The 25,542-nt window shown below is 69.3% G+C and carries 25 protein-coding genes; 6 read left to right on the forward strand and 19 right to left on the reverse strand.

Features of this window, described 5'->3' with window-relative positions:
- Positions 1-7: 7 nt before the first annotated feature.
- Positions 8-1,066 carry a malate/lactate/ureidoglycolate dehydrogenase gene (locus tag JJ685_RS07860; RefSeq protein WP_201673617.1) on the forward strand — a complete coding sequence of 353 codons (1,059 nt, stop codon included), beginning with the start codon at positions 8-10 and terminating at the stop codon, positions 1,064-1,066.
- A gap of 15 nt (positions 1,067-1,081) precedes the next feature.
- On the opposite strand, the gene JJ685_RS07865 is transcribed toward JJ685_RS07860, so the two are convergent.
- The 19 genes from JJ685_RS07865 to JJ685_RS07955 form a co-directional block, all read right to left on the reverse strand.
- Positions 1,082-1,492, reverse strand: coding sequence for a hypothetical protein (locus JJ685_RS07865; protein WP_201673618.1), 411 nt, complete (start codon positions 1,490-1,492; stop codon positions 1,082-1,084).
- Positions 1,493-1,597: 105 nt separating this feature from the next.
- Entirely contained in the window at positions 1,598-2,272 is a 675-nt protein-coding gene (pdeM, locus tag JJ685_RS07870) for a ligase-associated DNA damage response endonuclease PdeM (RefSeq protein ID WP_201673619.1), read from the reverse strand.
- A gap of 31 nt (positions 2,273-2,303) precedes the next feature.
- On the reverse strand, positions 2,304-2,942 hold the full coding sequence (slmA, locus tag JJ685_RS07875) for a nucleoid occlusion factor SlmA (protein WP_201673620.1): 639 nt from the start codon (positions 2,940-2,942) through the stop codon (positions 2,304-2,306).
- A 102-nt stretch (positions 2,943-3,044) separates the two neighbouring features.
- Positions 3,045-4,460: an ATP-binding protein gene (locus JJ685_RS07880; RefSeq protein WP_201673621.1), complete on the reverse strand. Its 1,416-nt coding sequence runs from the start codon at positions 4,458-4,460 to the stop codon at positions 3,045-3,047.
- Positions 4,460-5,161, reverse strand: a complete 702-nt coding sequence (locus JJ685_RS07885) for a response regulator transcription factor (protein WP_201673622.1) — start codon at positions 5,159-5,161, stop codon at positions 4,460-4,462. The genes JJ685_RS07880 and JJ685_RS07885 overlap by 1 nt, the downstream gene beginning before the upstream one ends.
- A gap of 2 nt (positions 5,162-5,163) precedes the next feature.
- Positions 5,164-6,054, reverse strand: coding sequence for an acetylglutamate kinase (gene argB / locus JJ685_RS07890; RefSeq protein ID WP_201673623.1), 891 nt, complete (start codon positions 6,052-6,054; stop codon positions 5,164-5,166).
- Between the two features lie 71 nt (positions 6,055-6,125).
- Entirely contained in the window at positions 6,126-7,376 is a 1,251-nt protein-coding gene (locus JJ685_RS07895; RefSeq protein ID WP_201673624.1) for a glycosyltransferase family 4 protein, read from the reverse strand.
- Positions 7,373-8,506, reverse strand: a complete 1,134-nt coding sequence (gene wecB, locus JJ685_RS07900) for a non-hydrolyzing UDP-N-acetylglucosamine 2-epimerase (RefSeq protein ID WP_236598704.1) — start codon at positions 8,504-8,506, stop codon at positions 7,373-7,375. The genes JJ685_RS07895 and wecB overlap by 4 nt, the downstream gene beginning before the upstream one ends.
- Entirely contained in the window at positions 8,493-9,500 is a 1,008-nt protein-coding gene (locus tag JJ685_RS07905; protein WP_201673625.1) for a polysaccharide biosynthesis protein, read from the reverse strand. Before JJ685_RS07905 ends, wecB begins: the two co-directional genes overlap by 14 nt.
- 18 nt (positions 9,501-9,518) lie before the next feature.
- Positions 9,519-10,391: a dTDP-4-dehydrorhamnose reductase family protein gene (locus tag JJ685_RS07910; RefSeq protein WP_236598705.1), complete on the reverse strand. Its 873-nt coding sequence runs from the start codon at positions 10,389-10,391 to the stop codon at positions 9,519-9,521.
- 41 nt (positions 10,392-10,432) lie between these two features.
- Positions 10,433-11,647, reverse strand: a complete 1,215-nt coding sequence (locus JJ685_RS07915) for a glycosyltransferase family 4 protein (protein ID WP_201673626.1) — start codon at positions 11,645-11,647, stop codon at positions 10,433-10,435.
- Positions 11,644-12,762, reverse strand: a complete 1,119-nt coding sequence (locus JJ685_RS07920; RefSeq protein WP_201673627.1) for a glycosyltransferase — start codon at positions 12,760-12,762, stop codon at positions 11,644-11,646. The genes JJ685_RS07915 and JJ685_RS07920 overlap by 4 nt, the downstream gene beginning before the upstream one ends.
- Before the next feature lie 122 nt (positions 12,763-12,884).
- Positions 12,885-14,096 carry a glycosyltransferase family 2 protein gene (locus JJ685_RS07925; protein ID WP_201673628.1) on the reverse strand — a complete coding sequence of 404 codons (1,212 nt, stop codon included), beginning with the start codon at positions 14,094-14,096 and terminating at the stop codon, positions 12,885-12,887.
- A gap of 70 nt (positions 14,097-14,166) precedes the next feature.
- Positions 14,167-15,624 (reverse strand): flippase, encoded by a 1,458-nt coding sequence (locus JJ685_RS07930; RefSeq protein ID WP_201673629.1) that lies wholly within the window; start codon positions 15,622-15,624, stop codon positions 14,167-14,169.
- 134 nt (positions 15,625-15,758) lie between these two features.
- Complete coding sequence (rfbC, locus tag JJ685_RS07935; protein WP_201673630.1) at positions 15,759-16,301, reverse strand: dTDP-4-dehydrorhamnose 3,5-epimerase; 543 nt, start codon at positions 16,299-16,301, stop codon at positions 15,759-15,761.
- Positions 16,298-17,188, reverse strand: a complete 891-nt coding sequence (gene rfbA, locus JJ685_RS07940; RefSeq protein ID WP_201673631.1) for a glucose-1-phosphate thymidylyltransferase RfbA — start codon at positions 17,186-17,188, stop codon at positions 16,298-16,300. The genes rfbC and rfbA overlap by 4 nt, the downstream gene beginning before the upstream one ends.
- On the reverse strand, positions 17,185-18,087 hold the full coding sequence (rfbD, locus tag JJ685_RS07945) for a dTDP-4-dehydrorhamnose reductase (protein ID WP_201673632.1): 903 nt from the start codon (positions 18,085-18,087) through the stop codon (positions 17,185-17,187). Before rfbD ends, rfbA begins: the two co-directional genes overlap by 4 nt.
- Positions 18,088-18,091: 4 nt before the next feature.
- On the reverse strand, positions 18,092-19,156 hold the full coding sequence (gene rfbB / locus JJ685_RS07950) for a dTDP-glucose 4,6-dehydratase (RefSeq protein ID WP_201673633.1): 1,065 nt from the start codon (positions 19,154-19,156) through the stop codon (positions 18,092-18,094).
- Positions 19,157-19,252: 96 nt separating this feature from the next.
- The gene (locus JJ685_RS07955) at positions 19,253-21,238 is read right to left on the reverse strand and encodes an SDR family oxidoreductase (RefSeq protein ID WP_201673634.1); all 1,986 of its coding nucleotides are present in this window, start codon (positions 21,236-21,238) and stop codon (positions 19,253-19,255) included.
- A gap of 165 nt (positions 21,239-21,403) precedes the next feature.
- Here JJ685_RS07955 and JJ685_RS07960 point away from each other — a divergent pair, with 165 nt between their 5' ends.
- The 5 genes from JJ685_RS07960 (at position 21,404) to JJ685_RS07980 (ending at position 25,375) form a co-directional block, all read left to right on the forward strand.
- The gene (locus tag JJ685_RS07960; RefSeq protein WP_201673635.1) at positions 21,404-21,943 is read left to right on the forward strand and encodes a phasin family protein; all 540 of its coding nucleotides are present in this window, start codon (positions 21,404-21,406) and stop codon (positions 21,941-21,943) included.
- A 245-nt stretch (positions 21,944-22,188) separates the two neighbouring features.
- The gene (locus JJ685_RS07965; RefSeq protein WP_236598706.1) at positions 22,189-23,391 is read left to right on the forward strand and encodes a patatin-like phospholipase family protein; all 1,203 of its coding nucleotides are present in this window, start codon (positions 22,189-22,191) and stop codon (positions 23,389-23,391) included.
- Positions 23,388-24,059 (forward strand): TetR/AcrR family transcriptional regulator, encoded by a 672-nt coding sequence (locus JJ685_RS07970; protein ID WP_201673636.1) that lies wholly within the window; start codon positions 23,388-23,390, stop codon positions 24,057-24,059. The genes JJ685_RS07965 and JJ685_RS07970 overlap by 4 nt, the downstream gene beginning before the upstream one ends.
- A gap of 20 nt (positions 24,060-24,079) precedes the next feature.
- The gene (locus tag JJ685_RS07975; protein ID WP_201673637.1) at positions 24,080-24,853 is read left to right on the forward strand and encodes a tetratricopeptide repeat protein; all 774 of its coding nucleotides are present in this window, start codon (positions 24,080-24,082) and stop codon (positions 24,851-24,853) included.
- A gap of 63 nt (positions 24,854-24,916) precedes the next feature.
- Complete coding sequence (locus tag JJ685_RS07980; protein ID WP_330901716.1) at positions 24,917-25,375, forward strand: hemerythrin domain-containing protein; 459 nt, start codon at positions 24,917-24,919, stop codon at positions 25,373-25,375.
- Positions 25,376-25,542: the final 167 nt, after the last annotated feature.

A 25,542-nucleotide genomic window follows, 5' to 3' on the forward strand; every position in this document is an offset into this window, starting at 1 on the left:
GAACGCAATGACGAAGAAGTATTCCGCGGCGCAACTGCGCGCCACCGTGGCCGCCGTGCTGGCGAAGGCCGGCAGCTCTCCCGCGGAGAGCCGCACCGTGGCCGACAACCTGGTGCTGGCCAACCTGAGCGGCCACGACTCGCACGGGGTGGGCATGCTGCCCCGCTACGTCGATGCGGTGCTGGAAGGCGGGCTCACGCCCAACGCCAGCATCGAGGTGAAGCTCGATGGCGGCTGCCTGCTGGCGCTGGACGGGCGCCGCGGCTACGGCCAGGTCGTGGGCGAGCAGGCCATGGCCCTGGCCATGACGCGCGCGCAGGAGGCCGGCAGCTGCGTGATGGCGCTGGCCAACGCGCACCACCTGGGCCGCATCGGCCACTTCGCGGAAATGGCGGTGGAGCGCGGGCTGGTTTCCATCCACTTCGTCAACGTGCAGTCGCGCCCGGTGGTCGCGCCCTTCGGGGGCGGCGACGGCCGCTACGGCACCAATCCCTTCTGCGTCGGCATCCCCCTGCCGGGCCAGCCGCCCTTCCTGCTGGACTTCGCGACCAGCCGGGTGGCGCAGGGAAAGATGCGAGTCGCGCACAACGAAGGCCGGCAGGTCGAGCCGGGCTACCTGATCGACGAGAAGGGGCAGCCGACGACGAACCCCGGCGTGGTGGTGGTGCCGCAACCGGGCGGCATGTTCGGCGCCCTGCTCGCCTTCGGCGAGCACAAGGGCTACGGCATGGCCGTGGCCTGCGAACTGCTCGGAGGGGCGCTCACGGGCAGCGGCACCTGGCACCGGCCGGCGGACGACAAGCGCGCGGTGATCAACGGCATGTTCACGATCCTGGTCGACCCGCGCAAGCTGGGCACGCAGGACAGCTTCGCCAGCGAGGCCCTGGCCTTCGTGGAGTGGCTGCGGCAGAGCCCCCCGGGGGCCGGCAGCGAGGGCGTGATGCTGGCGGGCGAGCCCGAGCGCAAGGCCCGCCGCCAGCGCGAGATCGAGGGGATCGCGATCGACGATCAGACCTGGTCGGAGATCGTGACCGCGGGCGCCCGGGTCGGCGCCGAGGTCGACTGACGCCCTGGGCCGGCGTCAGGGCTTCAGGTTCATCCAGCGCTGGAAGTCGGCGCGGCCCTCGACGCCGGCGGGCACGTTGACCCAGTAGCGCGTCACGATCGTCTGGCTGCTGGCGATGCCGCCGGCGGCCGGGCCGCCCAGGATGGTGGTCTGGCTGGCCTGCACGTTGGAGGCACCGGGCAGCACGCGCGAGGCGGGCGCCACGATGACGCTGGAACTCGGCGCGCCGGGGGTCACCACCAGGCCGGTGCCGGAGGTCACCACGGTGCCGCTGCTGCTCATCACCGGGCCGGCGCCCAGGATGGTCGTGCTGGGGCAGGTCATCTGCAGGTTGTCGCTCGAGAGCGTGCAGGTGGTGGTCTGGGCGAAGACGGGGGCGGCAAGGAAAGCGGCGGCGGCCACGGCGAGGGCATGTTTGCGATTCATCGACTGCTCCTTTGGAGGTAGGGACGCCCTATTCCATGCTGCTGCCGGCGCGCCGCTCGCCAGAGCGCATTGACGGTGCCTGTCGGTGCGGGTCCGACGCGCACGTTATGGCACAGGCAGCGCCCGCACCACGTCGCCCGCGATGGGGAAGACGCGGTCGCCGGCGCGTGGCGCGATCGGGTGCATGCCCGTGAAGCTGCCGAAGGCCGGCAGGACGCCCACGGCCTGCCCCGGAGGGCCGTTCTCGTCGCCGAGCCAGAAACAGGGCAGGCGCAGGCGCTCGAAGGCGCGGCCGCTGACGCTGACGCAGGGATGCCAGTGCCCCGCCAGCACGTAGGCCCCCGGGACGGGCCGCGGGTGGTGGCACAGCGCGAAGGGGCCCAGCCGCAGCGGCTCGTCGACGATGGCGAAGCCCAGGCTGGCGGGCGGGTCGCCGGCGCGGGCGTCGTGGTTGCCGCGCACCAGCGTCACCGGCAGCGCGGGATGCCGCTCGCGCCACGCCTGCAGCACGGCCAGCGTGCCCCTGGCATGCGAGCGGGCGGAGTGCAGGAAGTCGCCGAGGAAGACGAGGGCCCGCGCGCCCGTCCCGGCCAGTGCCGCATCCAGCCGCGCCACCGTCTCGCCGGTCGTGCCGCGCGGCACCGGCACGCCGAGCCGGCGGAAGCTCACGGCCTTGCCGAAGTGGACGTCGGCGACCAGCAGGGTCCCGTGGGCGGGCAGGAACAGGGCGCCGCCGGGATGCAGCAGCGCATCCTCGCCGGCCAGGCGGATCTTCAACACGGAAAAAGCGAAGGGGGCCGAAGCCCCCTCATTACAGCATCCGGGCGAGGCTCGCCTCGAGGTGCTCCGACGGCGCGCGCTTGAACCCCGAGCGCGCGAAGCGCTGCAGCCGCCCGACGATGAAGGCCGTGAGCACCGAGGCGCGCACGGCGGCATCGACCGTGGGGGCGCTGGCATCGGCGGTGCTGCGCAGGCACTGCTTGAGCGAGGCTTCGACCTTGTCGAAGAACTGGTTCATGCGCTGCTGCAGGCGCTCGTTCTCGAACACCAGCGCGTCGCCGACCATCACGCGGGTCATGCCCGGGTTCTTCTCGGCGAACTGGATCAGCATGGCCACGATGCGGCCGGCCTGCGAGGGGCCGGGAGGCTCGCGCTCGGCGATCTGGTTGATCAGGGTGAAGACGCTCTGCTCGATGAACTCGATCAGGCCCTCGAACATCTGCGCCTTGCTGGCGAAGTGCCGGTACAGCGCCGCTTCGCTCACCTCCAACCGCGCCGCCAGGGCCGCCGTGGTGATGCGCTCGGAGCCGGGCTGCTCCAGCATGGTCGCCAGCGCCTGCAGGATCTGCACGCGCCGCTCGCCCGGCTTCGGACGCTTGCGCACCACGGCCGGGGCCGAGGCGTCGGCGCCGGGAGCGGGTTCAGGGGAGTCGAGCTCGGCGTGGGACATAAAGGTCGCAGAAGGTCAGCGGTTGAAACCATTCTCGCATACCCAACCGTGGCCTTTTGCCAACCCGGCCGCAGGAAGATGGCCCGAACGCCGAGTATGTACTTACCCCGGCAGGGGAAGTGTGACTTTCAAGCCACGCCCCCCGGCGCCGGCGCCCAGTTGGAGGTGGCTGTGATGGACCCGGGCGATCTCTTCCGCGATGGCCAGGCCCAGCCCGTTGCCCTCGCCCTGCGTGCCCTGCACGCGGTAGAAGCGCTCCAGGATCCGGGGCCGCTCCGCCACCGCCACGCCCGGGCCGTCGTCCTCCACCTCCAGGAAGGCTTCGCTGCCGCGCCGCCCGCAGCGGATCGTGACGCTGCCGCCCTCGTCGCTGTACTTCACGGCGTTGTCGACCAGGTTGGCCAGCAGCTCCCGCAGCAGCCACTCGTGGCCCATGACCCGGACCGGCTGGGCGTCGAGGCCGAGGTCGATCCGGCGCACCGTGGCCGCGTCGAGCTGCTGCTCCAGCGTGTTCTCGCACAGTGCCTTGAGGTCCACCCGCTGCTGCGGCTGCGAGTGCATGCCGCGCGCGTCGGCCCGCGACAGCGCCAGCAGCTGGTTGGCCAGCTGCGTGGTGCGCCGGGTGGCGTTGCGCAGCTTGTAGACCTGCTCCGTGGGCAGGTCCAGGGTGGCCGCCCCGGTCCGCGCGCTGGCCGCCTCCGACCAGGCTTCGACCTGCGCCTGCAGGCCGGCAAGCGGCGTGCGCAGCTGGTGGGCCGCGTCGGCGACGAAGCGCCGCTGGCTCTCGGCCTGCGCGTTCACCAGCCCGAACAGGCGGTTGAGGGAATCGACCAGGGGCCGCACCTCCTCCGGCGAGGCCGATTCGTCGATGGCGCTCAGGTCGCGGGGGGAGCGGCGCTCCACCGCTTCCTTCAGCGCCCGCAGGGGCCGCAGCGCCCGCTCCACCGCCCAGCCCACGGCGAAGGCCGCGGCGGCGATCAGCACCAGGTTGGGCAGCAGCACCTTCAACAGGATGGAGCGGGCCCACTGCTGGCGCGGGTCGGCGCCGTCGCCGACCGCCACCACCACGTCGCCGAAGATGGTCTGCTGGCGCTGGCGCACGATGCGCCAGGTGGTGCCGCCGTGCTCCTCGCTGTGGAACTGCGGCTCCGCGTCGGCCGGCGGCAACTGCTCGATCAGCCAGTCCTCGCCGTGCAGGAGCTTGCCGTCGATGTCGCTGATGGCGTAGGCCGACGCGGCGGGGTGGTCCTTCAGGAACTCCTGCACCGGCGGCGCCAGCATCAGCAGCGGCCGCCCGCCCGCATCGCCGACGATGGAGTCGGCCACCAGCGGGACCAGCGCCTGCAGCCGGTGGTCCTGCTGGAGGGCGACGTTGCCGGCGGAGCGGTATTCGAACCAGGCGTTGAGCGCCGCCAGCAGCACCAGCGGCACGATCAGCATCACCAGCAGCCGGCGCTGCAGCCCCGAGGTGACGCCGACGCGCAGCCGGCGCCCGGCGCGCGGCACGAAGTGCGGCATCAGGCCGCGTCCGAGGGACGCAGCTCCAGCCGGTAACCGAAGCCGCGGATGGAGCGCAGCGCCACGCCGTAGGGCTCCAGCTTGCTGCGCAGCCGCGAGATGTAGACCTCCACGGCGTTGGGCGTGATCTCCTTGTCCCAGCCGGTCAGGGCCTGCAGCAGCTTTTCCTTGCTGGCCGGCTTGGGCGCGTTGATCAGGAGGTATTCCATCACGGTCCACTCGCGCGGGCCCAGCTCGATCGGCACGGACTGGCCGTTGCGCTGGGCGCTGGCGCGGCGGTTGGCCGTGTCCAACTCGATCGGCCCGAAGCTGAGCACCGCGGACGTCGCCGCCTGCGAGCGCCGCAGCAAGGCGCGCAGGCGCGCCAGCAGTTCCGGCAGCTCGAAGGGCTTGATCATGTAGTCGTCGGCCCCGAGGTCCAGGCCCTGCACGCGGTCGTGCAGCGCGTCGCGCGCGGTGAGGATCAGCACCGGCGTGTGCTGGCTCGCCATTTCCGGGCGGCGCAGGCGGCGCGTGAGCTCCAGGCCGTCCATGTTGGGCAGCCCGATGTCGATGATGGCGGCGTCGAACACCTCGCCGCGCAGCACCTCCTCGGCGCGCTCGCCGCTGCCCACCCAGTCCACCGCGTAACCGGCGTTCGTCAGCCCCAGCTTGATGCCGCTGGCGACCATCACATCGTCTTCGACCAGTAGCAGCCGCATGCTCAGTGGGACCGGATCATGGTGCCGTAGGCCTGGTCGGTCAGGATTTCAAGCAGCATCGCGTGCGGCACGCGGCCGTCGATGATGTGCACGGCGTTCACGCCGCTCTTGGCCGCTTCCAGCGCGCCGCTGATCTTGGGCAGCATGCCGCCGGAGATCGTGCCGTCGGCGAACAGCGCGTCGATCTCGCGGGCCGAGAGGTCGGTGAGCAGCTGGCCGGCCTTGTCCAGCACGCCGGGCGTGTTGGTCAGGAGCACCAGCTTCTCGGCCTGCAGGGTCTGGGCGAGCTTGCTCGCGACCACGTCGGCGTTGATGTTGTAGCTCTCGTTCTCGGCGCCGAAGCCGATCGGGCTGACCACCGGGATGAAGTTGTCCTCCAGCAGCGCCTTCACCACGCCGGGGCAGATCTCGACGATGTCGCCGACCTGGCCGACGTCGTGCTCGATGCTCGGGTCCTTCTGGTCGACCATCTTGAGCTTGCGCGCGCGGATCAGGCCGCCGTCACGCCCGGTGAGGCCCACGGCCTGGCCGCCGGCCTTGTGGATGAAGCCGACGATGTCCTGCTGCACCTCGCCGGCCAGCACCCATTCGACCACTTCCATGGTCTCGGCGTCGGTCACGCGCATGCCCTGGATGAACTCGCCCTTCTTGCCCAGGCGATTGAGCGCCTGCTCGATCTGCGGCCCGCCCCCATGGACCACCACGGGGTTGATGCCCACCAGCTTCAGCAGCACCACGTCCTCGGCGAAGTCCGCCTGCAGTTCGGGGTCGGTCATGGCGTTGCCGCCATATTTGATGACCATGGTCTTGCCATGGAACTTGCGGATGTAGGGGAGCGCCTGCGCGAGGATCTCGGCCTTGTCGCGCGGGGCGATGTGGATGACGTCGTTCATGGCTGCGGGAAGGGCGGAAGAGCAATTGTGCCGCAGGAGCAGTCCGCCGCGTGCCGCGGCGGGCTGGTGGCTCAGGTGGGTTCGTGCTCGCCCACGACCTCCCGCCGCGCGGTGGCTTCCCGTGCCTGGGGCTCGGCCGCGGAATGGCGCCGACCGTAACCCGTGCCGTGCAAGGGCTGGTGCACCCGGGCGCGAACGTGGCGACGAACGCCGCTCGGTGCCCGGCGCACCCAGGGCGGCACCTTGAAACGGACGATCATCAGGTACGCCGCGACGTAGGCGATCACGGACACCGCGCAGAAGAACATCAGCGCCGCGGTGTTCGACCAGAACAGCAGCGCGGGCGCGACCGTCAGCACCGTGAAGCCCCAGAGATAGGGCGACGTGCGATTGTTGCGGCTCAGGACGCGCCGGGTTTCGTCCTCGTGGAAGACGTTGCGCACGATGCGGCGGTAGATCAATTGATGGAAATGCAGCGCGTCGGCGACCCCGGGCGAGCTGCCGCGCGCCACCTTGCGGTAGATGGAGAACAGCGTCTCGCAGACCGGATAGATCAACAGCAGCATCGGGAACCACGGCGAAACCATCGGATGCCGCTGCACGAGCGCAAGCGACGCGACGCCGATCGTGATCCCCCACAGGTAGGCCCCGCCGTCGCCCGCGAAGATCGAGCCGCGCGGATAGTTCCAGAACAGGAATCCGGCCGTGGCGCCCGCCACGCAGACGATCAGGCCGGCCAGCTGGCGGTCGCCGTTGGCCAGGGCGACGTGCACCAGCGCCATGCAAATGAGCAAGGCCACGGTGCCGGCCAGGCCGTTGTAGCCGTCTATCAGGTTGAACGCATGCGGCGCCCCGCACAGCGCGAAGAACGCGAGCAGGATCCCCGCGGCCGGCATGGCCGCCAGCCACCCGTCCACGGAGGGAATGCCCAGTCGCCCGAGCTGCAGGTCCAGCAGCCAGCAGGCGAGCGCGGCGCTGAGCATCGTCATGCCGAAGCGCAGCAGGATCGAGACCTCCTGGGTCACGTCTTCCCAGGCTCCCGCCAGCGCGGCGGGCAGCACGACCAGCATGCAGCTCACGGCCACCTTGGCGTCGATGGCGGTATTCACCGCGTCGCCGTAGGCGGCGGACACGGCCGCCACGCCCCAGCCCGCCATCAGCCCCAGCAGGATGGCAACGCCGCCGATGCGCGGGATGTCGCCTTTGTGGAACCTCTGGACCTTGGTTTGGTCGTAGCGCCGGGCATGGCCTTGCGCACTGCGGATGAACAGCGCCGAGAACGCCAGCGCCACCGCGAGACTGAAGAGCGCCAGAAAGATCATTGGTGCCAGACCTTCCGATTGACGAAGTCCGTATAGCTCTGGACGATGCGCAACACCTTGTCGGAGACGTTGGTCGGCGCGTAGTCGTCCACCAGTCGCAGCAGCCGGCGGTCCCCGCGGGGCTGCTCCTCGAGGATGGCGAGGCCCTGCAGCACGCGCTGGACGTCCAGCCCGACGAACATGACGCTGGCTTCCGTGAACCCCTCGGGGCGCTCGTGCACTTCGCGCAGGTTGAGCGCGGGGAAGTTGAGGATCGACGATTCCTCGGTGATGGTGCCGCTGTCCGAGAGAACCGCACGGGCCCGGGTCTGGAGGGCGACGTAGTCGAGGAAGCCGAACGGCTTGTGGAACCGGACGTTCGCATCGGCCGTCAGGCCCAGGGCTTCGATGCGCTTGCGCGTGCGGGGATGCGTCGAGACGATCACGGGCAACCCGGAGCGCTCCGCGACGGCATTGAGCACGTCGAACAGCTTGTGCAGCCGCTCGGGCGCGTCGACGTTCTCCTCGCGGTGCGAACTGACGACGAAGTATCCGCCCTCGCGCAGGCCGAGGCGCCCCAGGACGTCGGACGCCTCGATCTCGCGCCGGTGGTGTTCGATGACCTCCCGCATGGGACTGCCGGTCTTGATCACCTGGTCGGGCGGCAGGCCTTCGCGCAGCAGGTATTCGCGCGCGATCTCGCTGTAGGTGAGATTGATGTCGGAGGTGTGGTCGACGATGCGCCGGTTGATCTCCTCCGGGACGCGAAAGTCGAAGCAGCGGTTGCCGGCCTCCATGTGGAAGATTGGCACCTTGCGGCGCTTCGCGGCGATCGCCGACAGGCAGCTGTTGGTGTCGCCCAGGATCATCAGCGCCTCGGGCTGGTAACGCGCGAGCACCTGGTCGGCGGCGATGATCACCTTGCCGATCGTCTCCGCCGCGTTGGCGCCCGCCGCCTCCAGGAAGGCGTCCGGCTTGCGGATGCCGAGCTCCCGGAAGAACACCTCGTTGAGTTCGTAGTCGTAGTTCTGCCCGGTATGCACGAGCGTGTGCTCGCAATGCCGATCGAAGCGGTCGATCACGCGCGACAGCCGGATGATCTCCGGGCGCGTGCCGACGATGGTCATGACCTTGAGCTTAGCGGAGGGCATTGCGGATCAGGTCGAGCTTCGTGAGGGTCTCCATCACCTCGCGCACGTCCAGGCGCCTGGTGTTGTGCGAGGTGTAGTCGTCGATCTGCGAGATCTCCGGCTCGCCCTCCACGAAATACTTGTTGTAGTTCAGGTCGCGCGAATCCGCGGGGATCCGGTAATAGCCGCCCAGGTCCTCGGAGCGTGCCATCTCCTCCCGCGAGATCAGCGACTCGTACAGCTTCTCGCCGTGGCGCGTGCCGATGATCTTGATTTCCGCCTTCGAGTGGAACAGCTTCTTCATCGCCTCCGCCAGGTCGCCCACGGTGGCCGCCGGCGCCTTCTGCACGAAGATGTCGCCGGGCCGCGCGTTCTGGAACGCGTAGAGGACCAGGTCCACCGACTCCTCCAGGGACATCATGAAGCGCGTCATCGCAGGGTCGGTGACGGTGATCGGCTTGCCCTGGGCGATCTGGTCGAGGAACAGCGGAATGACGGAGCCGCGCGAGGCCATCACATTGCCGTAGCGCGTCGCGCACAGCACCGTGTGCTCCGGATCGGACAGGCGCGACTTGGCGACCATCACCTTCTCCATCATCGCCTTGGACATGCCCATGGCGTTGATCGGGTAGACGGCCTTGTCCGTGCTGAGCACCACGCAGCGCCGGGCGCCATTGGCGATCGCCGCACGCATGACGTTCTCCGCGCCGAGCACGTTGGTGCGGACCGCCTCCATCGGATAGAACTCGCAGGACGGCACCTGCTTGAGCGCCGCGGCGTGGAAGACGTAGTCCACTCCGCGCATGGCGTCGTCCACCGCGTCGTAGTCGCGCACGTCCCCGATGTAGAACTTGACCTTGTCGCTCTTCAGGGCGATGCGCATGTCCTCCTGCTTCTTCTCGTCGCGGCTGAAGACGCGGATTTCGCCGAAGTCCGAGTGGATGAAGCGTTGCAGGACGGCATTGCCGAAGGAGCCGGTGCCGCCGGTGATCAGGAGAGTCTTGTCCTTGAACATGTTGGATTCCGTTCGAATTCAGCCGAAGTCGCGCATGGAGCGCACGAGCCCGGGCCAGGAAGGCGGGTTGTAGCCGGTCGTCTCGCGGAAGCGACGCGAGTCCAGCGAGCGGTCGATCACGAGGCCGTCGTCGGGCTCGATCGCGACGGGCCTGCCGTACGCCTCGGCCACCAGCTTCAGGAGTTCGTACTTGTTGATCGGGTCGGCGGAGACATGCCAGGTGCCGCGCAGTTCAGGACGCGGCAGGACGTGGTCGCGGATGACCCGTGCGAGCTCGACCGTGGGCAGCCCGGAGAAGACGGCGCGCCGGAATCCCTTCACCCGCCCCTGCTGCGAGAGGAACCAGCCGACCAGGCCGTGCGCGCTGACCAGTTCGTGGCCGATGATGGAAGTGCGCAGCGTGACGGCATTGTCGTAATCCACCTCGCCCAGGTACTTGCTGCGGCCGTACAGGTCGTTCGCGTCGGGGAAATCGGCCTCGGTGTACATGCCGCGCGCCCCGGAGAACACGCAATCGGTGCTCACGTGCACCAGCCGTGCGTTCGCCACCGCGCACAGGCGCGCCAGGCGGTGCGGCAGCAACGCGTTGATGGGGATGGCCGTGAGCGGGTCGTCCGCCTCGGCCAACTGCTTGACCACTCCCACGCAATTGACGACCACGTGGGGACGGGCGCGAGCCAGCGCGCCCATCAGGCTGTCCGTATTTTCGACGTCAACGCCTGTTTCGAGATGTTCGCGCAACTCCGGAGGGAGCAGGCGCGCGGACGCCGCCGAGCGCACCGTGCCCCGGGCCTCGAAGCCTTCGCTCCCTGCGAACACCCGCAGCACGGCATTGCCCAGCATGCCGGCCGCTCCCAGCACCAGCACCCGCATCGGGCTTGGGAGTTTCATACATTCCTCCTGAGTTCCATTTTGTTCTTGATGGGCCGCGATTATTGCAACTGCCCGAAACGATCCGCGAGGCGATGTGCCAGTTTGGTGGGCTCGAAGTGCTCCAGGTAATATTCCCGTCCGGCGCGACCCATTGCTTCACGCTGTGCGGCATCGAGAGCGCGCAGCCGCAGTACCGCTTCGGCCAGCGCGCGGGCATCTTCGGCGGGGCAGGCGAGTCCGGCCCCCGCTTCCACGACGACGCGCGCGCCTTCGCCATCCAGCGAACCGATCACCGGACGGCCCGCGGCCAGGTACGCCTGCAGCTTGCTGGGGATCGTCAGGCTCATGACCGGATTGCGCGCGAGCGTCAGAAGCAGCGCGGAAGCCTGCGCGAAGATGCCCGGCATCGCCTCCACGGGGAAACGACCGGGCAACTGCACGTTGTGCAGCTTGCGCGTGCCGACCTGCTCCTTCAGCCACTCGCTGCGCTGGCCGCTGCCCACCAGGACCACGCGCACGTCGGGGTGGTCACGCAGGATTTCCGCCGCGTCGAGGATGCACTCCAGCCCCTGCACACGGCCCAGGTTGCCCGCGAACACCACGTTGAAGCCGGGCTCGAGGCGCAGGCGCGCGGCGGCGGCTTCCTCTTCGTCGGCCTGGTGGAACACCTTCTCGCCGGGGTTCGGGTAGTACTCGACGGGCGTGCCGCCCGCGAGCGGGGCCACGGCGGGCGCGAAGGCGTGGGACTGCACCAGCAGCAGGTCGGAGCGCCGGTAGATCCATCGCACCACGCAAGCCACCGCATCCAGGATGCGGCGGTTGTGGATGAATCCGGCGGCCTGCATGCTCTCGGGCCACAGGTCCTGCACCCACACGACCAGGCGCGCACGCTTGAGCCAGCGCAGCACCACCCCCGGGATCGCCTGCAGGATGGGCGAGGTGCCGTACACGAAGATCACGTCGAACTCGCGCCCGCGCAGCAGCCAGGGGCCGAGGACCGCGGCGGAGAGAATGTACGAGAAGTAGTTCAGGGCCAGCGAGACGATGCCGCCCTTCGAGCGCGGAACCAGCGGCACGCGGAACACCGGGACGCCTTCGTACTCCTCGCATTGCGTGCCGCCGGCACGGTAGCCGGGATAGACCCGGCCTTCGGGATAGTTCGGCTTGCCGGTGAGCACCGTGACTTCGCAGCCCGTATCTCGCAAGTGGAGCGCCAGTTCGCTGATGCGGAACTGCTCCGGCCAGAAGTGCTGGCTGAGGATCAGGATCTTCATGGCGCGGTGCGAGACAGGAGCCGCTGGACGAGGTCCGCTGCGGAGTAGTAACGGGTTTCCGGCGCGCCCCTGCCTTCCACGAAACGCCGCACGGCCGCGGCAATGGACACGGGCGAGCCGGGGTCGAAGGTCTGCGCCGGCTCGCACACGTCGCGCACGAAATCGCGTTCAGCTGCGAGCACCGGCACGCCCAGGGCGCGGGCTTCCAGCATCGGCAGGCCGAAGGATTCGGTGCGCGAAGGAAACAGCAGTGCCGAGCTTGCGCGCATCTGCTTCAGGACCTGCGGCCGCGGCAACCGCCCCAGGTTCTCCACGGACGGAATCTGCCCGGCGACGAGACCGGCCGACCGGAGAACCGCGTCGAATTCCGGCTCCCTCAATGTGAGGTACAGCTTCGGAAACTGCCCCTGCGATGCGAGCAGTGCCCAGGCCTGCAGCAGATGCGCATGGTTCTTGTGCGGCATGGCATCGGCGGGAAAGATGAAGCTGCAAGCCCCGTAGTCGACTGCCTGCGCCGAGTCCCTCTCGAGTGCCGGGAGAAGCTTTGCAAGCTCCTCGTCCACCACGGGGACGACGCGGACGTCCACTCCGGGAATCCTGGCGAGCACGGCGCGCGCCATGCTCGGCGTCTGAACCCAGATCTCGTCGCAATTGCGGATGGCGGCTCGGAGCCAGAGTCGCTCGAGAGCGATCCTCGCGCGCGTCACGAGCCCGTAGCGCACTCCCGGTTCGCGCGCGATGAGGTACGACGCCTGGAGGTAGCTGACCACGCGCCCGGCGGGCCGCGCGAGGGGAGGCAGGCCGTTGAAGCAGAAGAGAACGTCCGCCCGCGTCATCCGGGCGGCCATGGTAGAAAGGCCCAGGCAGCGCGCGAGAGGACTCTGCCCCACGAAATTGATCTGCGCTCCACGCGGGAACGCGACGCCGCCACGCACTCTTTCGTCGATCAAGGCCTCCTGGAGCGTGCCTTCCATGGCGTGCACCAGCGCCTCCAGCAGAATCCGGCCGCCACCGAAATGGACTCCGGCGGCGCCCAGGAAGACGCGGCCGCCGGCCGCCTCGCTGCCGGACCGCGCCCCGCGCTCCACCGTGAATGCACTGACCCCGATACTCATTTCCGTCTCTATTGCACCGCCACGTCGGCCCCCGGCCGACGGCTTGGCTCGTCCTGTCGTCCCGCCTGCTCCACGGCCCGCGCTCCACCCGGGGCGGGCTGGCAGCCATGTGGCTGCGCGGCTCAAACGCCGTTCATGACTCCGCGGACCACATTGTCCCAGCTGATCTGCCTTTGCTGGAGGAAGGCCAGGACCTCCTGCGGCGCGGCGGCGACGGTCTCGAGGCCGGCCACATAGGACCGGCCGCCTGCGGCCGAGGGATGCCGCAGGCGTCGCACGAACTTTGCCGCGGCCTCGAGGCGGATCTTGCGCACCTGGGCACGGACCCGCCTTTCGAAGGCGGCGGGATCCAGTTGCATCCGCTCCACGGCGAAGGGGACGGCTTCCTCGATCTCCCTGCTGAATTCGGAGTGACGCACGCGGCAGAGCGCGATCAGCCGATCGAAGGCGAAGCGCTGCACCTGTTCCGGCTCCATTCTGGACACGGTCGTCAGGGCCGCATGGGCCCAGACCGTTTCCACGGAGAAGAAGCGCGGCACGCCCGCAGCCCAGCCGGCCCGTTCGAAGGCCTTGGTCTGCTCCTCCTGGTCGAGCCGGCCCTTGTGGCTGTTCAATGCGCTGCGCCCGGTGTTGCTGCCCCCGGAGGCACCCGGAATGGTCAGCGGGTAATCGACCACGAGAAAGCTCCTGGCGCACACGGCGAGTCCCACGGCGCCCGAAACGTCGGGACTGGAGCCATGGAAATAGGCGCCGGACAGCGTGCGCACTTGCTCGAGCAGCGAACGCTTGACGATGCCGTGGTAGATCTTGGGCAGCCCGTCCGTCCCCTGCGCCGCCCCGGCCAAGGCATTGGCCAGGGCCGTCCTGGCAGAGTGGAAGCAGCCATCTCCCATGTGCCGCGCGAAATAGACGCGGCTCGCGTGGCCCCGGCCGTAGACGCGCGAGCGGAAGTCCGGCCAGACGTAGTTCGCGACGACGTTCGGCGCGATGACTTCGATCCCCTGGGCGGCGGCCCACTCGGCCGCAGCGAGAGCGTGGGGGCTGATGGTGTCGTCGTCGCCGATCAGGCAGACGTACTCGCCCGACGCAAGGGAGAGGGCCGCGTTGTGGTTTCCCGTCATGTCCAGCCGCTCCGCGGGCCGGACGTACTTGAGGCGGGCATCCGACAGCAGGCCATGCTGCTCGAGCAGCCCTTGCAGCACGTCGTCGGTGCTGGTGTCCGTCACGACCACCTCCAGCCGGGAATCGGCGATCGACAGCAGCGAGGAGATCGCGTGGATGGCGTACCGGGCCCTGTTGTGGGTGGGGACGGCGACGGACAGCAAGGGGCTCATCGGGATTCCGGGGTTGCTCTGTTCGACCAGGGGGCGGAGGGGGTTCGCAGGCAGGGGTCAGGCAACTCGCTCACGTGACGCCCTTCGATGCGAGGCTGCGGCGGCGGATCCTCGGCGCCATCCGGCGCAGTCCCAGCAGCAGCACGAACGCGACCACCGCGATCCAGACCCATACCCGCTGGTCGGTCCCCTGCAGCGTCAGGCCCGCCCAGGCAAACGCGGCGCAAAGCAGCCACCAACCGTCGGCGGCCACCCAGGGATTGCGCCCTGGCTTCAGGACGTCGCGCACGAACCAGAACATCGCGGCCGTATCGAAGGTCGCGCGCAGCAGCCATGCGACAGCCGCGCCCGTGACGCCATGGCGCGATGTCAACCACCACGTCAACACCAGCGTGACCGGCAGTTCCACGCAATGAATGAGCGCCGTCGTCCGCGCCCTCCCCGTGGCCTGCAGCAAGGTGTAGGGAATCGTGGCCAGGCAATTGAGGAACATGCCCGCCGCGAAAAGGCGCAGCAGCGGCGCACTCTGGTGCGCCATCTCGCCGCTCAGCCACCAGCCCAGGAGTTCGTCGGCAAAGAGCGCCAGCGCCGCGCAGATGGGAAGCAGGACCGCGAACATCGCGCGGACGGCGTCCCCGTAAAGGCGGTGCAGGTCGATGTCGGCGCGCGATCCATTCGCTGCGAACGTGGGCAACAGGACGGCGGTGAGTGCCCCGGGGATCACCCACAGCTTCATCACGATCTCGTTGGGCACCGCGTAGGCAGCCACGGCCGCCGCCGAGACCAGCCCGCCGATAATGAACCGGTCCGCGTTCGCCATCAGGGGCCCCGCCACGTTGCTCACCGACATCCACCCGCCAGTTCCGATCAGGGGCTTGACGAGGGCCTTCGACCAGGCGAGTTCGCGCACATCGCCCGTCCTGTGCAGGGCAAAGTACCAGTGGACCGCGCACGCCACCACGCGCCCGATTCCCAGGACGGCTGCGATCCAGTCGATCCGCGGTCCCACGGCCATCACCACCAGCCAGGGCCCGGCATACGTGAACACACCCATGGGGACGCGGATCATGTTCACGACCGCGAAGGCATGCCGGGCTTCCAGGGCGCCTCGAAGACCCGCCGTGAGCACGATGAAGGGAATCGCCGCGGCCATCCAGTACACCGCGCGCTCCGCTTCCGCGCGGTCCGTCAGTCGAGCGATCAGGGCCACGCCGGGGCCTGCAAACACGGCGATCAGCGCAGCGGCCGCGAGGCCGATGATCAGCATCAGCACCAGCGCCGTTCCCAGGACGCGCCCTGCGTCGCCGTCGGCCGGCGCGTGCGGGTCGGAACGGGCGAGTTGCTGGGTGACGGCGCGGCCCAGACCGAGGTCGAACAGGCCGAAGTAGCTGACCAAGCCCCAGACCAGGGCGAGCAGGCCGAAGCGCTCCTGACCGAGCTGCCCGAGCAGCGCAGGGATCGCGAATGCGGCCACCACGAGTGGCGCACCGAGACCCAACAGATTCCAGGAAGTATTCCTCAGCAGCATCGCGATACGGGAAGGTTCTGGTCGGGCCCCGGACGGTGGGAAACGCGTGCAGCTTGGCGGACGGCGGATCCGTCCCGCTCGACGTTTGCGCGGGCGCTGATTGTAGACTGGACCGTGTTTCCCGAAACCTCAGGTCACCAAGGCTCCGCCGCCGAAAGCGCCATCCCCGCCCGGTCCTTCACGGACAGGACCGGCTCGCCCTCGAGAGGCCACTGGATCCCGATCTGGGGGTCGTTCCAAGCGATGCAGCGCTCGTGCTCCGGCGCGTAGTAATCGGTTGCTTTGTAAAGAAAATCGGCGCCATCGCTCAGCACCAGGAAGCCGTGGGCAAAGCCTTTGGGAATCCACAACTGCCGCTGGTTCTCCTCGCTCAGGACTTCCCCCACCCACTTGCCGAACGTGGGGGAGGAGCGGCGCACGTCCACCGCCACGTCGAACACGGCACCGCGCACGACGCGCACGAGCTTGCCCTGCGTTTGCTGGATCTGGTAGTGCAGGCCCCGCAGAATGCCCCGGGCCGAGCGCGAGTGGTTGTCCTGGACGAAGTCGTCCTCCACGCCGGTGGCTTCGCGGAACACCTTGCGGTTGAAGCTCTCGAGGAAGAAGCCGCGCGCGTCCCCGAACACCTTGGGCTCGAGGACCAGCACCTCGGGAATGGCCGTGGAGATGACCTTCATCGCCCCTGCTTCCCTTCGCGAAGCACGTTCAGCAGGTACCTGCCGTAGCCGTTCTTCTTCAGCGGCTCGGCCAGGCGCTCCAGTTGCGCATCCTCGATGAACCCGCCGCGCCAGGCGATCTCTTCGGGGCAGGCGACCTTGAGGCCCTGGCGGTTCTCCAGCGTGGCGATGAACTGGCCGGCCTCCAGCAGGCTCTCGTGCGTCCCGGTGTCGAGCCAGGCGTAGCCGCGCTGCATGATCGTGACGGACAGCCCGCCCCGTTCCAGGTAGGCCTGGTTGACCGCGGTGATCTCCAGCTCGCCGCGCGCGCTGGGCTTGACCGACTTCGCGATGTCCACGACCTGCCGGTCGTAGAAATAGAGGCCCGTCACGGCGTAGCGGCTGCGCGGCTGGGCAGGCTTCTCCTCGATGCTGATGGCGCGACCCGTGCCGTCGAACTCCACCACGCCATAGCGCTCCGGGTCCTGCACGTGGTAGGCGAACACCGTCGCCCCTTCTTCGCGGGCGTCGGCCGCGCGCAGCAGCGATTGCAGGTCGTGCCCGTAGAAGATGTTGTCCCCCAGGACGAGCGCGCTGGGCGCGCCGCCGAGGAACTGCTCGCCGATGAGGAAGGCCTGCGCCAGGCCGTCGGGGCTGGGCTGCACCGCGTAGCGGATGTCCATGCCCCACTGCGAGCCGTCGCCCAGCAGCTGCTGGAAGCGCGGCGTGTCCTGCGGCGTGCTGATCACCAGCACTTCGCGGATGCCCGCCAGCATCAGCGTGCTGAGCGGGTAGTACACCATGGGCTTGTCGTACACCGGCAGCAGCTGCTTGCTGATGGCCAGCGTGGCCGGATGCAGCCGCGTGCCGGAGCCGCCGGCGAGGATGATGCCTTTGCGTCGGGTCATGAGCGTTCCAGGAGTTCGTGAAGCATGCGGGCGACGCCCTCTTCCCACGCGGGGAGCTCCAGGCCGAAGGCCGCGCGCAAGCGCGCCGTGTCGAGCCGGGAATTATGCGGTCGGCGCGCCGGGGTCGGGAACCCGGAGCCAGGCACCGGCGCGACCGCCTCCGGGCCGGCCTTCAGGGCCTCGCCCAGCGCCTGCGCCCGGGCCAGGACGAAGCGGGCATAGCCATGCCAGCTGGTCTCCCCACCGGCGGCGACGTGGTAGGTGCCGGCCAGGCCTGGCTCGCGCAGCAGCGCGCGGATCGCATGCGCCGTCACGTCCGCCAGCAGCTCGGCCCCGGTCGGCGCGCCGAACTGGTCGTCCACCACGGTGAGACGGTCCCGCTCGCGCGCCAGGCGCAGCATGGTCTTGGCGAAGTTGCCGCCGCGCGCCGCGTAGACCCAACTCGTTCGCAGGATCAGGTGCAGCGGCTGGGCGGCCGCGATGCGCTGCTCGCCCTCCAGCTTGGTGCGGCCGTAGACGCTCAGCGGCCCGGTGGCGTCGTCCTCTCGCCAGGGGCGTTCGCCGCTGCCGTCGAAGACGTAGTCGGTCGAGTAGTGGACCACGGGGGCGCCGATCCGGCGCGCCGCGGCGGCGATCGCCTCGGGGGCCAGCGCGTTGACAGTGCGGGCCTCGCCGGGCTCGCTCTCCGCCTTGTCGACCGCGGTGTAGGCGGCCGCGTTCACGACGAGGTCCGGGCGCACGCGTTCCACCGTCTGCGCGACGGCCGCGGGCTCGCGGAAGTTGCCGGCCAGGGCGCCTTCGCCGGCGGACCCGAGCGCGACCAGCTCGCCCAGGGGCGCCAGGCTGCGGCGCAGCTCCCAACCCACCTGGCCATTGGCGCCGAACAGCAGGATCTTCATGGCTTCAGGCGGCGCTCGCGTACTGCGTCGCGATCCATTCGCGGTAGGCGCCGCTCTGCACGTGCTCGACCCAGGCGGTGTTCGCCAGGTACCACTGCACCGTCTTGCGCAGGCCCGTCTCGAAGGTCTCCGCCGGCTTCCAGCCCAGTTCGCGTTCCAGCCTGCGGGCGTCGATCGCATAGCGGCGATCGTGGCCTGGGCGGTCCTTCACGAAGGTGACCTGCTCGCCGTAGCTGCCGCCGCCGGCGCGCGGCTTGAGTTCATCGAGCAGCGCACACACGGTGCGCACCACGTCGAGGTTGGCCTTCTCGTTCCAGCCGCCGACGTTGTAGGTCTCGCCGGTGCGTCCCGCTTCCAGCACGCGCCGGATCGCGCTGCAGTGGTCGCCCACGTAGAGCCAGTCGCGCACCTGCTGGCCGTCTCCGTACACCGGCAGCGGCTTGCCGGCCAGCGCGTTGACGATCATCAGCGGAATCAGCTTCTCGGGGAAGTGGTACGGGCCGTAGTTGTTGGAGCAGTTGGTTGTGAGCACCGGCAGCCCGTAGGTGTGGTGGTACGCCCGCACCAGGTGGTCGCTGGCGGCCTTGCTGGCCGAATAGGGGCTGTTGGGCTCGTAACGGTGCTGCTCGGTGAAGGCGGGATCGCGCGGGCCCAGCGAGCCGTAGACCTCGTCGGTCGAGACGTGCAGGAAGCGGAACGCCTCCCGCTCGGCGCCCTGCAGGGCGCCCCAGTACGCGCGCACCGCTTCCAGCAGCCGGAACGTGCCCACCACGTTGGTTTCGATGAAGGTGCCCGGGGCGTGGATCGAGCGGTCCACGTGCGATTCGGCGGCGAAGTTCAGGATCGCGCGCGGCCGGTGCCGGGCCAGCAGCGATTCGACCAGGGCGCCGTCGCCGATGTCGCCCTGCACGAACTGGTGGCGGCCGTCGCCTTGCAGCGAGCGCAGGTTCTCGAGGTTGCCGGCGTAGGTGAGCTTGTCCAGGTTGACGACCGGCTCACCGACGGCGGAGACCCAGTCCAGGACGAAATTGGAGCCGATGAAGCCGGCCCCTCCGGTCACGAGAATCATGAAAGAGCGCTCCCTCTGCCGGGCCGGCGGCTGCGGCCCGTGCGAGGGGGCGATTATCCCATCCGGAGCGCCGGCACCTCCCCGCGGGGCAGCCCCTCAGAAGTGAATCCCGCGCAACATCTGCTGCAGGGCGATGGCTTCGGCCGACAACTGCGCCTTGCCCTCCTTCGCCCCGGCCGCCGCCGCGGAGTCGGGAAACATGCGGAAGGTGGTGTTCATGCCGATCTGCGCCACGCGCGGCAGCAGGGCGTGCAGCAGTCCGCCGAACATGCCCAGCCGGGTGGCGATGCGCACCGGCTTTTCGACGCAGGCCTGCGCCACCAGGCAGGCCGCCTCGTCCGGCGACAGCGTGGGCACGTTGTTGTAGATCCGGGTGGGCGCGATCATCGGCGTGCGCACCAGCGGCATGTTGATGGTGGTGAAGGTGATGCCCTGGTCCTGGAACTCGCTGGCGGCGCAGCGCGTCCAGGCGTCGAGCGCCGCCTTGGAGGCCACGTAGGCGGAGAAGCGCGGGGCGTTGGTCAGCACGCCGATCGAGCTGACGTTGACCACGTGGCCGCTGCGGCGGGCCACCATCGAGGGCAGCAGGCCCATAGTGATGCGCAGCGCGCCGAAGTAATTGAGCTGCATGGTCCGCTCGAAATCGTGGAAGCGGTCGTAGCTCGATTCGATGGCCCGGCGGATGGAGCGGCCGGCGTTGTTCACCAGGTAGTCGACGCCGCCGTGCCTTTCCAGCAGCAGGTGCACGAAGCGGTCGCAGTCGGCGCTGTCCGCAAGGTCGGCCGGGTAGGCGACGAATTCGTAGCCGCGCGCCTGCGCCTCGCGGCAGGCCTCGTCCAGCTTGTCCTGGTCGCGGCCGCAGATGAGGGTGACCGCGCCCGCTTCCGCGAACTTGTGGGCGGCCGCCAGCCCGATGCCGGAGGAGCCGCCGGTGACCAGGACCACCTTTCCCCCGACCGTGCCCCGCAGCGAGCGGTCGATGTGCAGTTCCGGGTCGAGGTGGCGCTCCCAGTAGTCCCACAGGCGCCACGCGTAGTCCTTCAGGTCCGGGCAGGCGATGCCGCTGCCCTTGAGCGCCGCGCGCGCCTCCCGGTCGTCGAAGCGCGTCGGGTAGTTGACGAATTCGAGGATGTCGTCCGGCAGCCCCAGGTCCTTCATCACGGCATGGCGGATGCGGCGCACCGGCGCCAGCGCCAGCAGGCTCTTCTTCACCCCGCGCGGGATGAACCCGAGCAGGGCCGCGTTCACGAACAGGCCGATGCGCGGCCCATGCGCGGCGCGGCTGAAGATGTCGAGCACGTCGCCGACGCGGTAGCCGTGCGGGTCCACCAGGTGGAAGCAGCGGCCCGCGATCGCGTCCTGGTGGCTGATGTGGTCGAGCGCAGCCACGACGTAGTCCACCGGCACGATGTTGATGCGTCCGCCTTCGAGGCCGATGGAGGGCAGCCACGGCGGCAGCAGCTGCCGCACGCGCTGGATCAGCTTGAAGAAGTAGTAGGGGCCGTCGACCTTGTCCATCTCGCCGGTGCGGCTGTCGCCCACCACCATCGCCGGGCGATAGGTCGTCCAGGGGACCTTGCACTCCTCGCGCACGATCTTCTCGCTCTCGTGCTTGGTCAGGAAGTAGGGATGTTCGACGTTCTCCGCTTCGTCGAACATGTCCTCGCGGAACACGCCTTCGTAGAGGCCCGCGGCGGCGATCGAGGAGACGTGGTGGAAATGGCCGGCCGCGATCGCCTTCGCGAATTCCACGGCGTTGCGCGTCCCCTCCACGTTCACCTGCACCTGGCTCTCGGCGTCGGCCTCGAGGTCGTAGACGGCCGCGAGGTGGTAGACGTGCTGCACCTCGCCCTTGAGCTCCTTCTGCTGCTCCGGCGAGACGCCCAGCTTCTTCTGCGTGAGGTCGCCGAAGACGGGGATCGCGCGCGCCGGGCCCGCTCCCCACCATTCGCGCAGGGCCTCGACCTTGCCCTCGCTTTCGCGCCGGATCAGGAAGTGCACCACGGCGCCCTTGCGTTCGAGCAGTTTCTTCACCAGGCGCTTGCCGATGAAGCCGGTGGCGCCCGTCACGAAGTAGTGCATGCAGCCCCCCTTCCGGATGCTTGTTTGGGGGGATTCTGCATCAGCCCGGCCCGCAAGTGCATCCTCCCCCTGGGTCCTGTGCATTAGTGCGCCCGGTCTACAAATCCCGGCCGGCGGAGCTAAAGTTGCTGTCGAAGGCACGCTGCGTGTCGCAAAGGAGAGGCAATGGTCACGAAGCTGAAGAAGGCCAGCGAGGAAAGCGCCGCCGCGGGTGACAGCCCCGACCTGGCCGGCACCGTCAAGGAATCCGCGCAGCAGATCTGGCTGGCGGGCCTGGGCGCGTTTTCGAAGGCCCAGGCGGAAGGCGGCAAGGTGTTCCAGGCGCTGGTGAAGGAGGGCCTGGACATCCAGAAGAAGACGCAGGCCGCCGCCGGCGAGAAGTTCACGGATGCGACCAGCCGCATGGCCTCGATGGCCACGGACCTGTCCAACAAGGCCTCGGGCCAGTGGGACAAGCTGGAAACCATCTTCGAGGAACGCGTGGCGCGCGCGCTGAAGAAGCTGGGCGTACCCACCTCGCGCGAGATCGACGAACTGGTCGCGCGCATCGAGGAACTGAACCGCACTGTCGCGGCGCTGGGCGGCGAAACGGGCGCCCGCAAGGGGCCCCCCCACAAGACGGCCGCCCGCACGGGCGCGGCGCAGCGGCCGGCCGTGAAGGCGGCGCGCAAGCGCGCGTCGGCCCGCAAGGCCGCCAGCGAGTGAACGCGGACCGGGGCCTGGGAGCCTGGGCGGCAGAGAAGCGGGCCTGCGCCGGGGCCTGGGAGCCTGACAGCCTAGGCGCGGTCGATCGCCGCGTACTTTACGTACGCAAGGAGATCGCAACGACGGCTGGCAGGCTCCCAGGCCCCGGCCCGGAGGGTTGGGCCTTCAAGGGGCCGTCTGCGTCGTTGCGGGAAGGGGTCAAGCCGGCCAGGCTTGACCCCTTCCCGCGCCTAGCATCCAGCCCCTTGAAGGCCCAACGCAGGCCCGTTTCTCTGCCGCCCAGGCTCCACAGCCGGCCCCCCCGCATCGCCCTCGCCCTCGCCGGCGGCGGGCCCCTGGGCGCGATCTGGGAGATCGGCGCCCTCTGCGCGCTGGAGGAGGCGCTGGGCGGGATCGAGCTCACCCGGCTGGACCACTACGTGGGCGTCTCGGCCGGCGGCTTCATCGCCGCGGGTCTGGCCAACGGCATCGCGCCGCGCGCGCTGTGTGCCGCCTTCATCGAGAACCGCGGGGCGGCCGACGATGTCTTCGACCCGCGCTGGCTCACCAAGCCCGCCTGGGGCGCGTTCCTGCGCGGCGCGGCGCGGCTGCCGCTGCTGGCGGCGGCCAGCGCCTGGCGCGCCGGCGTGCGGCGCGAAGCCCTGCTGCACGCGCTGGAGCCGCTGACGGCGGCCCTGCCGGAAGGCGTCTTCTCCTCGGAACCGATCCACGACCGCCTGGCGCGGGTCTTCTCGCGGGAAGGCCGCAGCAACGACTTCCGCCGACTGGCGAGCCGCCTGACGCTGGTCGCCACCGACGTCGAACGCGGCGAGGCCGTGGCCTTCGGCAGCCCCGGCTGGGACCACGTGCCGGTCTCGCGGGCGGTGCAGGCCACCTGCGCCCTGCCCGGCCTGTTCCCGCCGGTGGAGATCGACGGCCGGCGCTTCGTCGACGGCGCGCTCACCAAGACGCTGCACGCCTCGGTGGCGCTCGAAGACGGCATGGATCTCGTGCTGTGCCTCAACCCCCTGGTTCCCTTCGCGCTCCCCGGCGCGGCGGCGCGGGGGCTACCCTCGCTGCTCGGGCAGACCATCCGCACCATGATCCATTCGCGCCTCGCGCTCGGGATGCGCCACTACGCGCGGGCCTATCCCGGCACCGACATCGTGCTGCTGGAGCCGGAGGCGAAGGACGCCGTGCTGCAGCGGGCCCATCCCTTCGGTTACGCGCAGCGGCGCGCGCTCGCCGAACACGCGTACCAGCGCACCCGCGCGTGGCTGCGGGGCAACGCGCCGCGAGTCGAACCCACGCTGGCGCGCCACGGGATCGTCGTGCGTTCCGGCGTGCTGCGCGACGACGGCCGCCTCCTGATCCCTGGGACGCCGTCCACGCGCCTGGGCCCGGCGCTGGACCGACTTCGCAGCGTGCTGGACGACCTGGATTCCACATTGCAGTGCGCGAGACCATGACGAAGAAAGCGCCGCGCCGCACGGCCGAACGCATCCTGGAAGTGACGCTCGACCTGTTCAATCGCTTCGGCGAGCCGAACGTGTCGACCACCCTGATTTCGTCCGAGCTGGGCATCAGCCCCGGCAATCTTTACTATCACTACCCGGCGAAGGATGAGCTGATCAATTCGCTGTTCGACCGCTACGACAAGGCGCTCGGTGAGTTGCTCCATGCCGCCGGCGACGTGCGCGACGTGGAGGACGCCTGGTTCTTCCTGCACACGCTGTTCGAGCTGATCTGGCAGTACCGCTTCCTGTACCGGGACCTCAACGACCTGCTCTCGCGCAACCGGCGGCTGGAAACCGAATTCCAGGCCGTGCTGAAGAACAAGACCCGCGCCATCCGCGCGCTGCTGGATGGCATGGGCCGCAGCGGCGCGGTCGGCATCGATTCGCGCCAGCTCGAGGCGACGGCGACCAGCATGGTGGTGCTGCTCACCTATTGGCTGAGCTACGAGTACGTGCGCGACCCGCGCCGGGCGCTGGAGCCCGAGGGCGCGCAGCAGGCCTTGCTGCGCGGCGCCCACCACGTGCTCCATCTGCTGGTACCCTATCTGGAACCTGCGCAGCAGGCGCACCTGCTGCAGCTCGCCGGTGCCTACGCCGCCGGGAACGCACCGGGAGGCTGAGCGCAGGCGGGGAGACGACGATGGCCCACTGGACGGCCTTCCCGCACCTTGGTGAATTCCAGTACGACGCCGCCAGCGTGAGCCAGGCGTGGCAACGCCTGCACGCGGGCGATGCGGAGCCCTTGCCCGCCGATCCGCGGGTTCTGCAGGCCTGGGTGCTGTTCCACAACGGCGAGTTCCAGCAGGCCATGCAGGCCGGCCTGGAAGCCGGCGACGGCGGCATCACCTGCGCCAACAAGGCGGCCTGCATCTACGCGAACTACCTCGAGAAGAAGGAAAAGGTGCGGCTCGCCCTGTTCCAGGAGGCCGCGCAGCGCGCCGAGCAGCAGGCCGCGGCCCATCCGGACGACCCCGGCGCCTGGTACTGGCAGGCCTACGCGCTCGGACGCTACAGCCACGGCATCAGCGTGGCCAAGGCGCTCGCAATGGGGCTGGGCAGCCGCGTCAAGGAGGCGCTGGAGCACACGGTCCGCCTGCAGCCGCGCCATGCCGATGCGCACGTCGCGCTGGGCGCCTTCCACGCCGAGGTGATCGACAAGGTCGGCTCCCTGATCGGCAGCATGACCTACGGCGCGAAGAAGGACGTCGGCCTGCGCATGTTCCAGGAGGCGCTGCGCCTCCATCCGCACTCGCCCATCGCCCTGATCGAGTACGCCAACGGCCTCGTGATGCTGGAAGGCGACGGCAAGCTCAAGGAGGCGACCCGCCTGTACGAGCAGGCCGCGGCGCTGCAGCCTGCCGATGCGATGGAGCGGCTGGACGTGGACCTGGCGCGTGCGGAGCTGGCGACGTAGCCGACGCCGGCAAGCGCCCCCAGACTACAGGCTCGTCCGTGAGCCGACGGAACAATGGGCCGCATGGACCCCATGAACATCTTCCAGGCGCTGCTGGTCAGCCACCGCACCCAACGGGAACTCTACGCGCGCCTGCTGGCGAGCAAGCCCGCCACCGAGGAGCGGCAGCACGTGTTCGAGGAGCTGAAGCGCGAGCTGCACGCGCACGAGACGGCGGAGGAGCGCTGCTTCTACGTGCCGCTGATCGAGCACGACCGCTCGGTGGACCTGTCGCGGCACGCCATCGCCGAACACCACGAGATGGACGAAATGGTGGAACACCTCGACCAGGTGGACCCGCACGCGGCCGAATGGCAGGCGTGCTGCCAGAAACTCTGCGACAAGATCGAGCACCACCTCGACGAGGAGGAACAGAAGTTCTTCCCGCAGGCCGGCAAGGTCCTCGGCGAGACGCAGAAGCTGAAGCTGGCGAAGGACTACGAGGCGGAGTTCATGACGCTGCGGCTCAAGCAGGAGGCCTGAAACACCTTAACAGCCGAACGCAGAGGGCGCAGAGGAATCGCAAAGAGCCTGTCCTGAATTTTGTGTTCGGGGCATAACATGACCCAGAGGACCAGTTATGCCCAGCAAGACGAAGTTGAAGAACGCGGAGATCGCGGCGAAGTCGGCTGCACTGCCGAAAATCCCCA

Origin of the sequence: Ramlibacter monticola, assembly GCF_016722785.1 — a bacterium.
In the GTDB taxonomy this organism is placed as follows: Bacteria; Pseudomonadota; Gammaproteobacteria; order Burkholderiales; family Burkholderiaceae_C; genus Ramlibacter; species Ramlibacter monticola.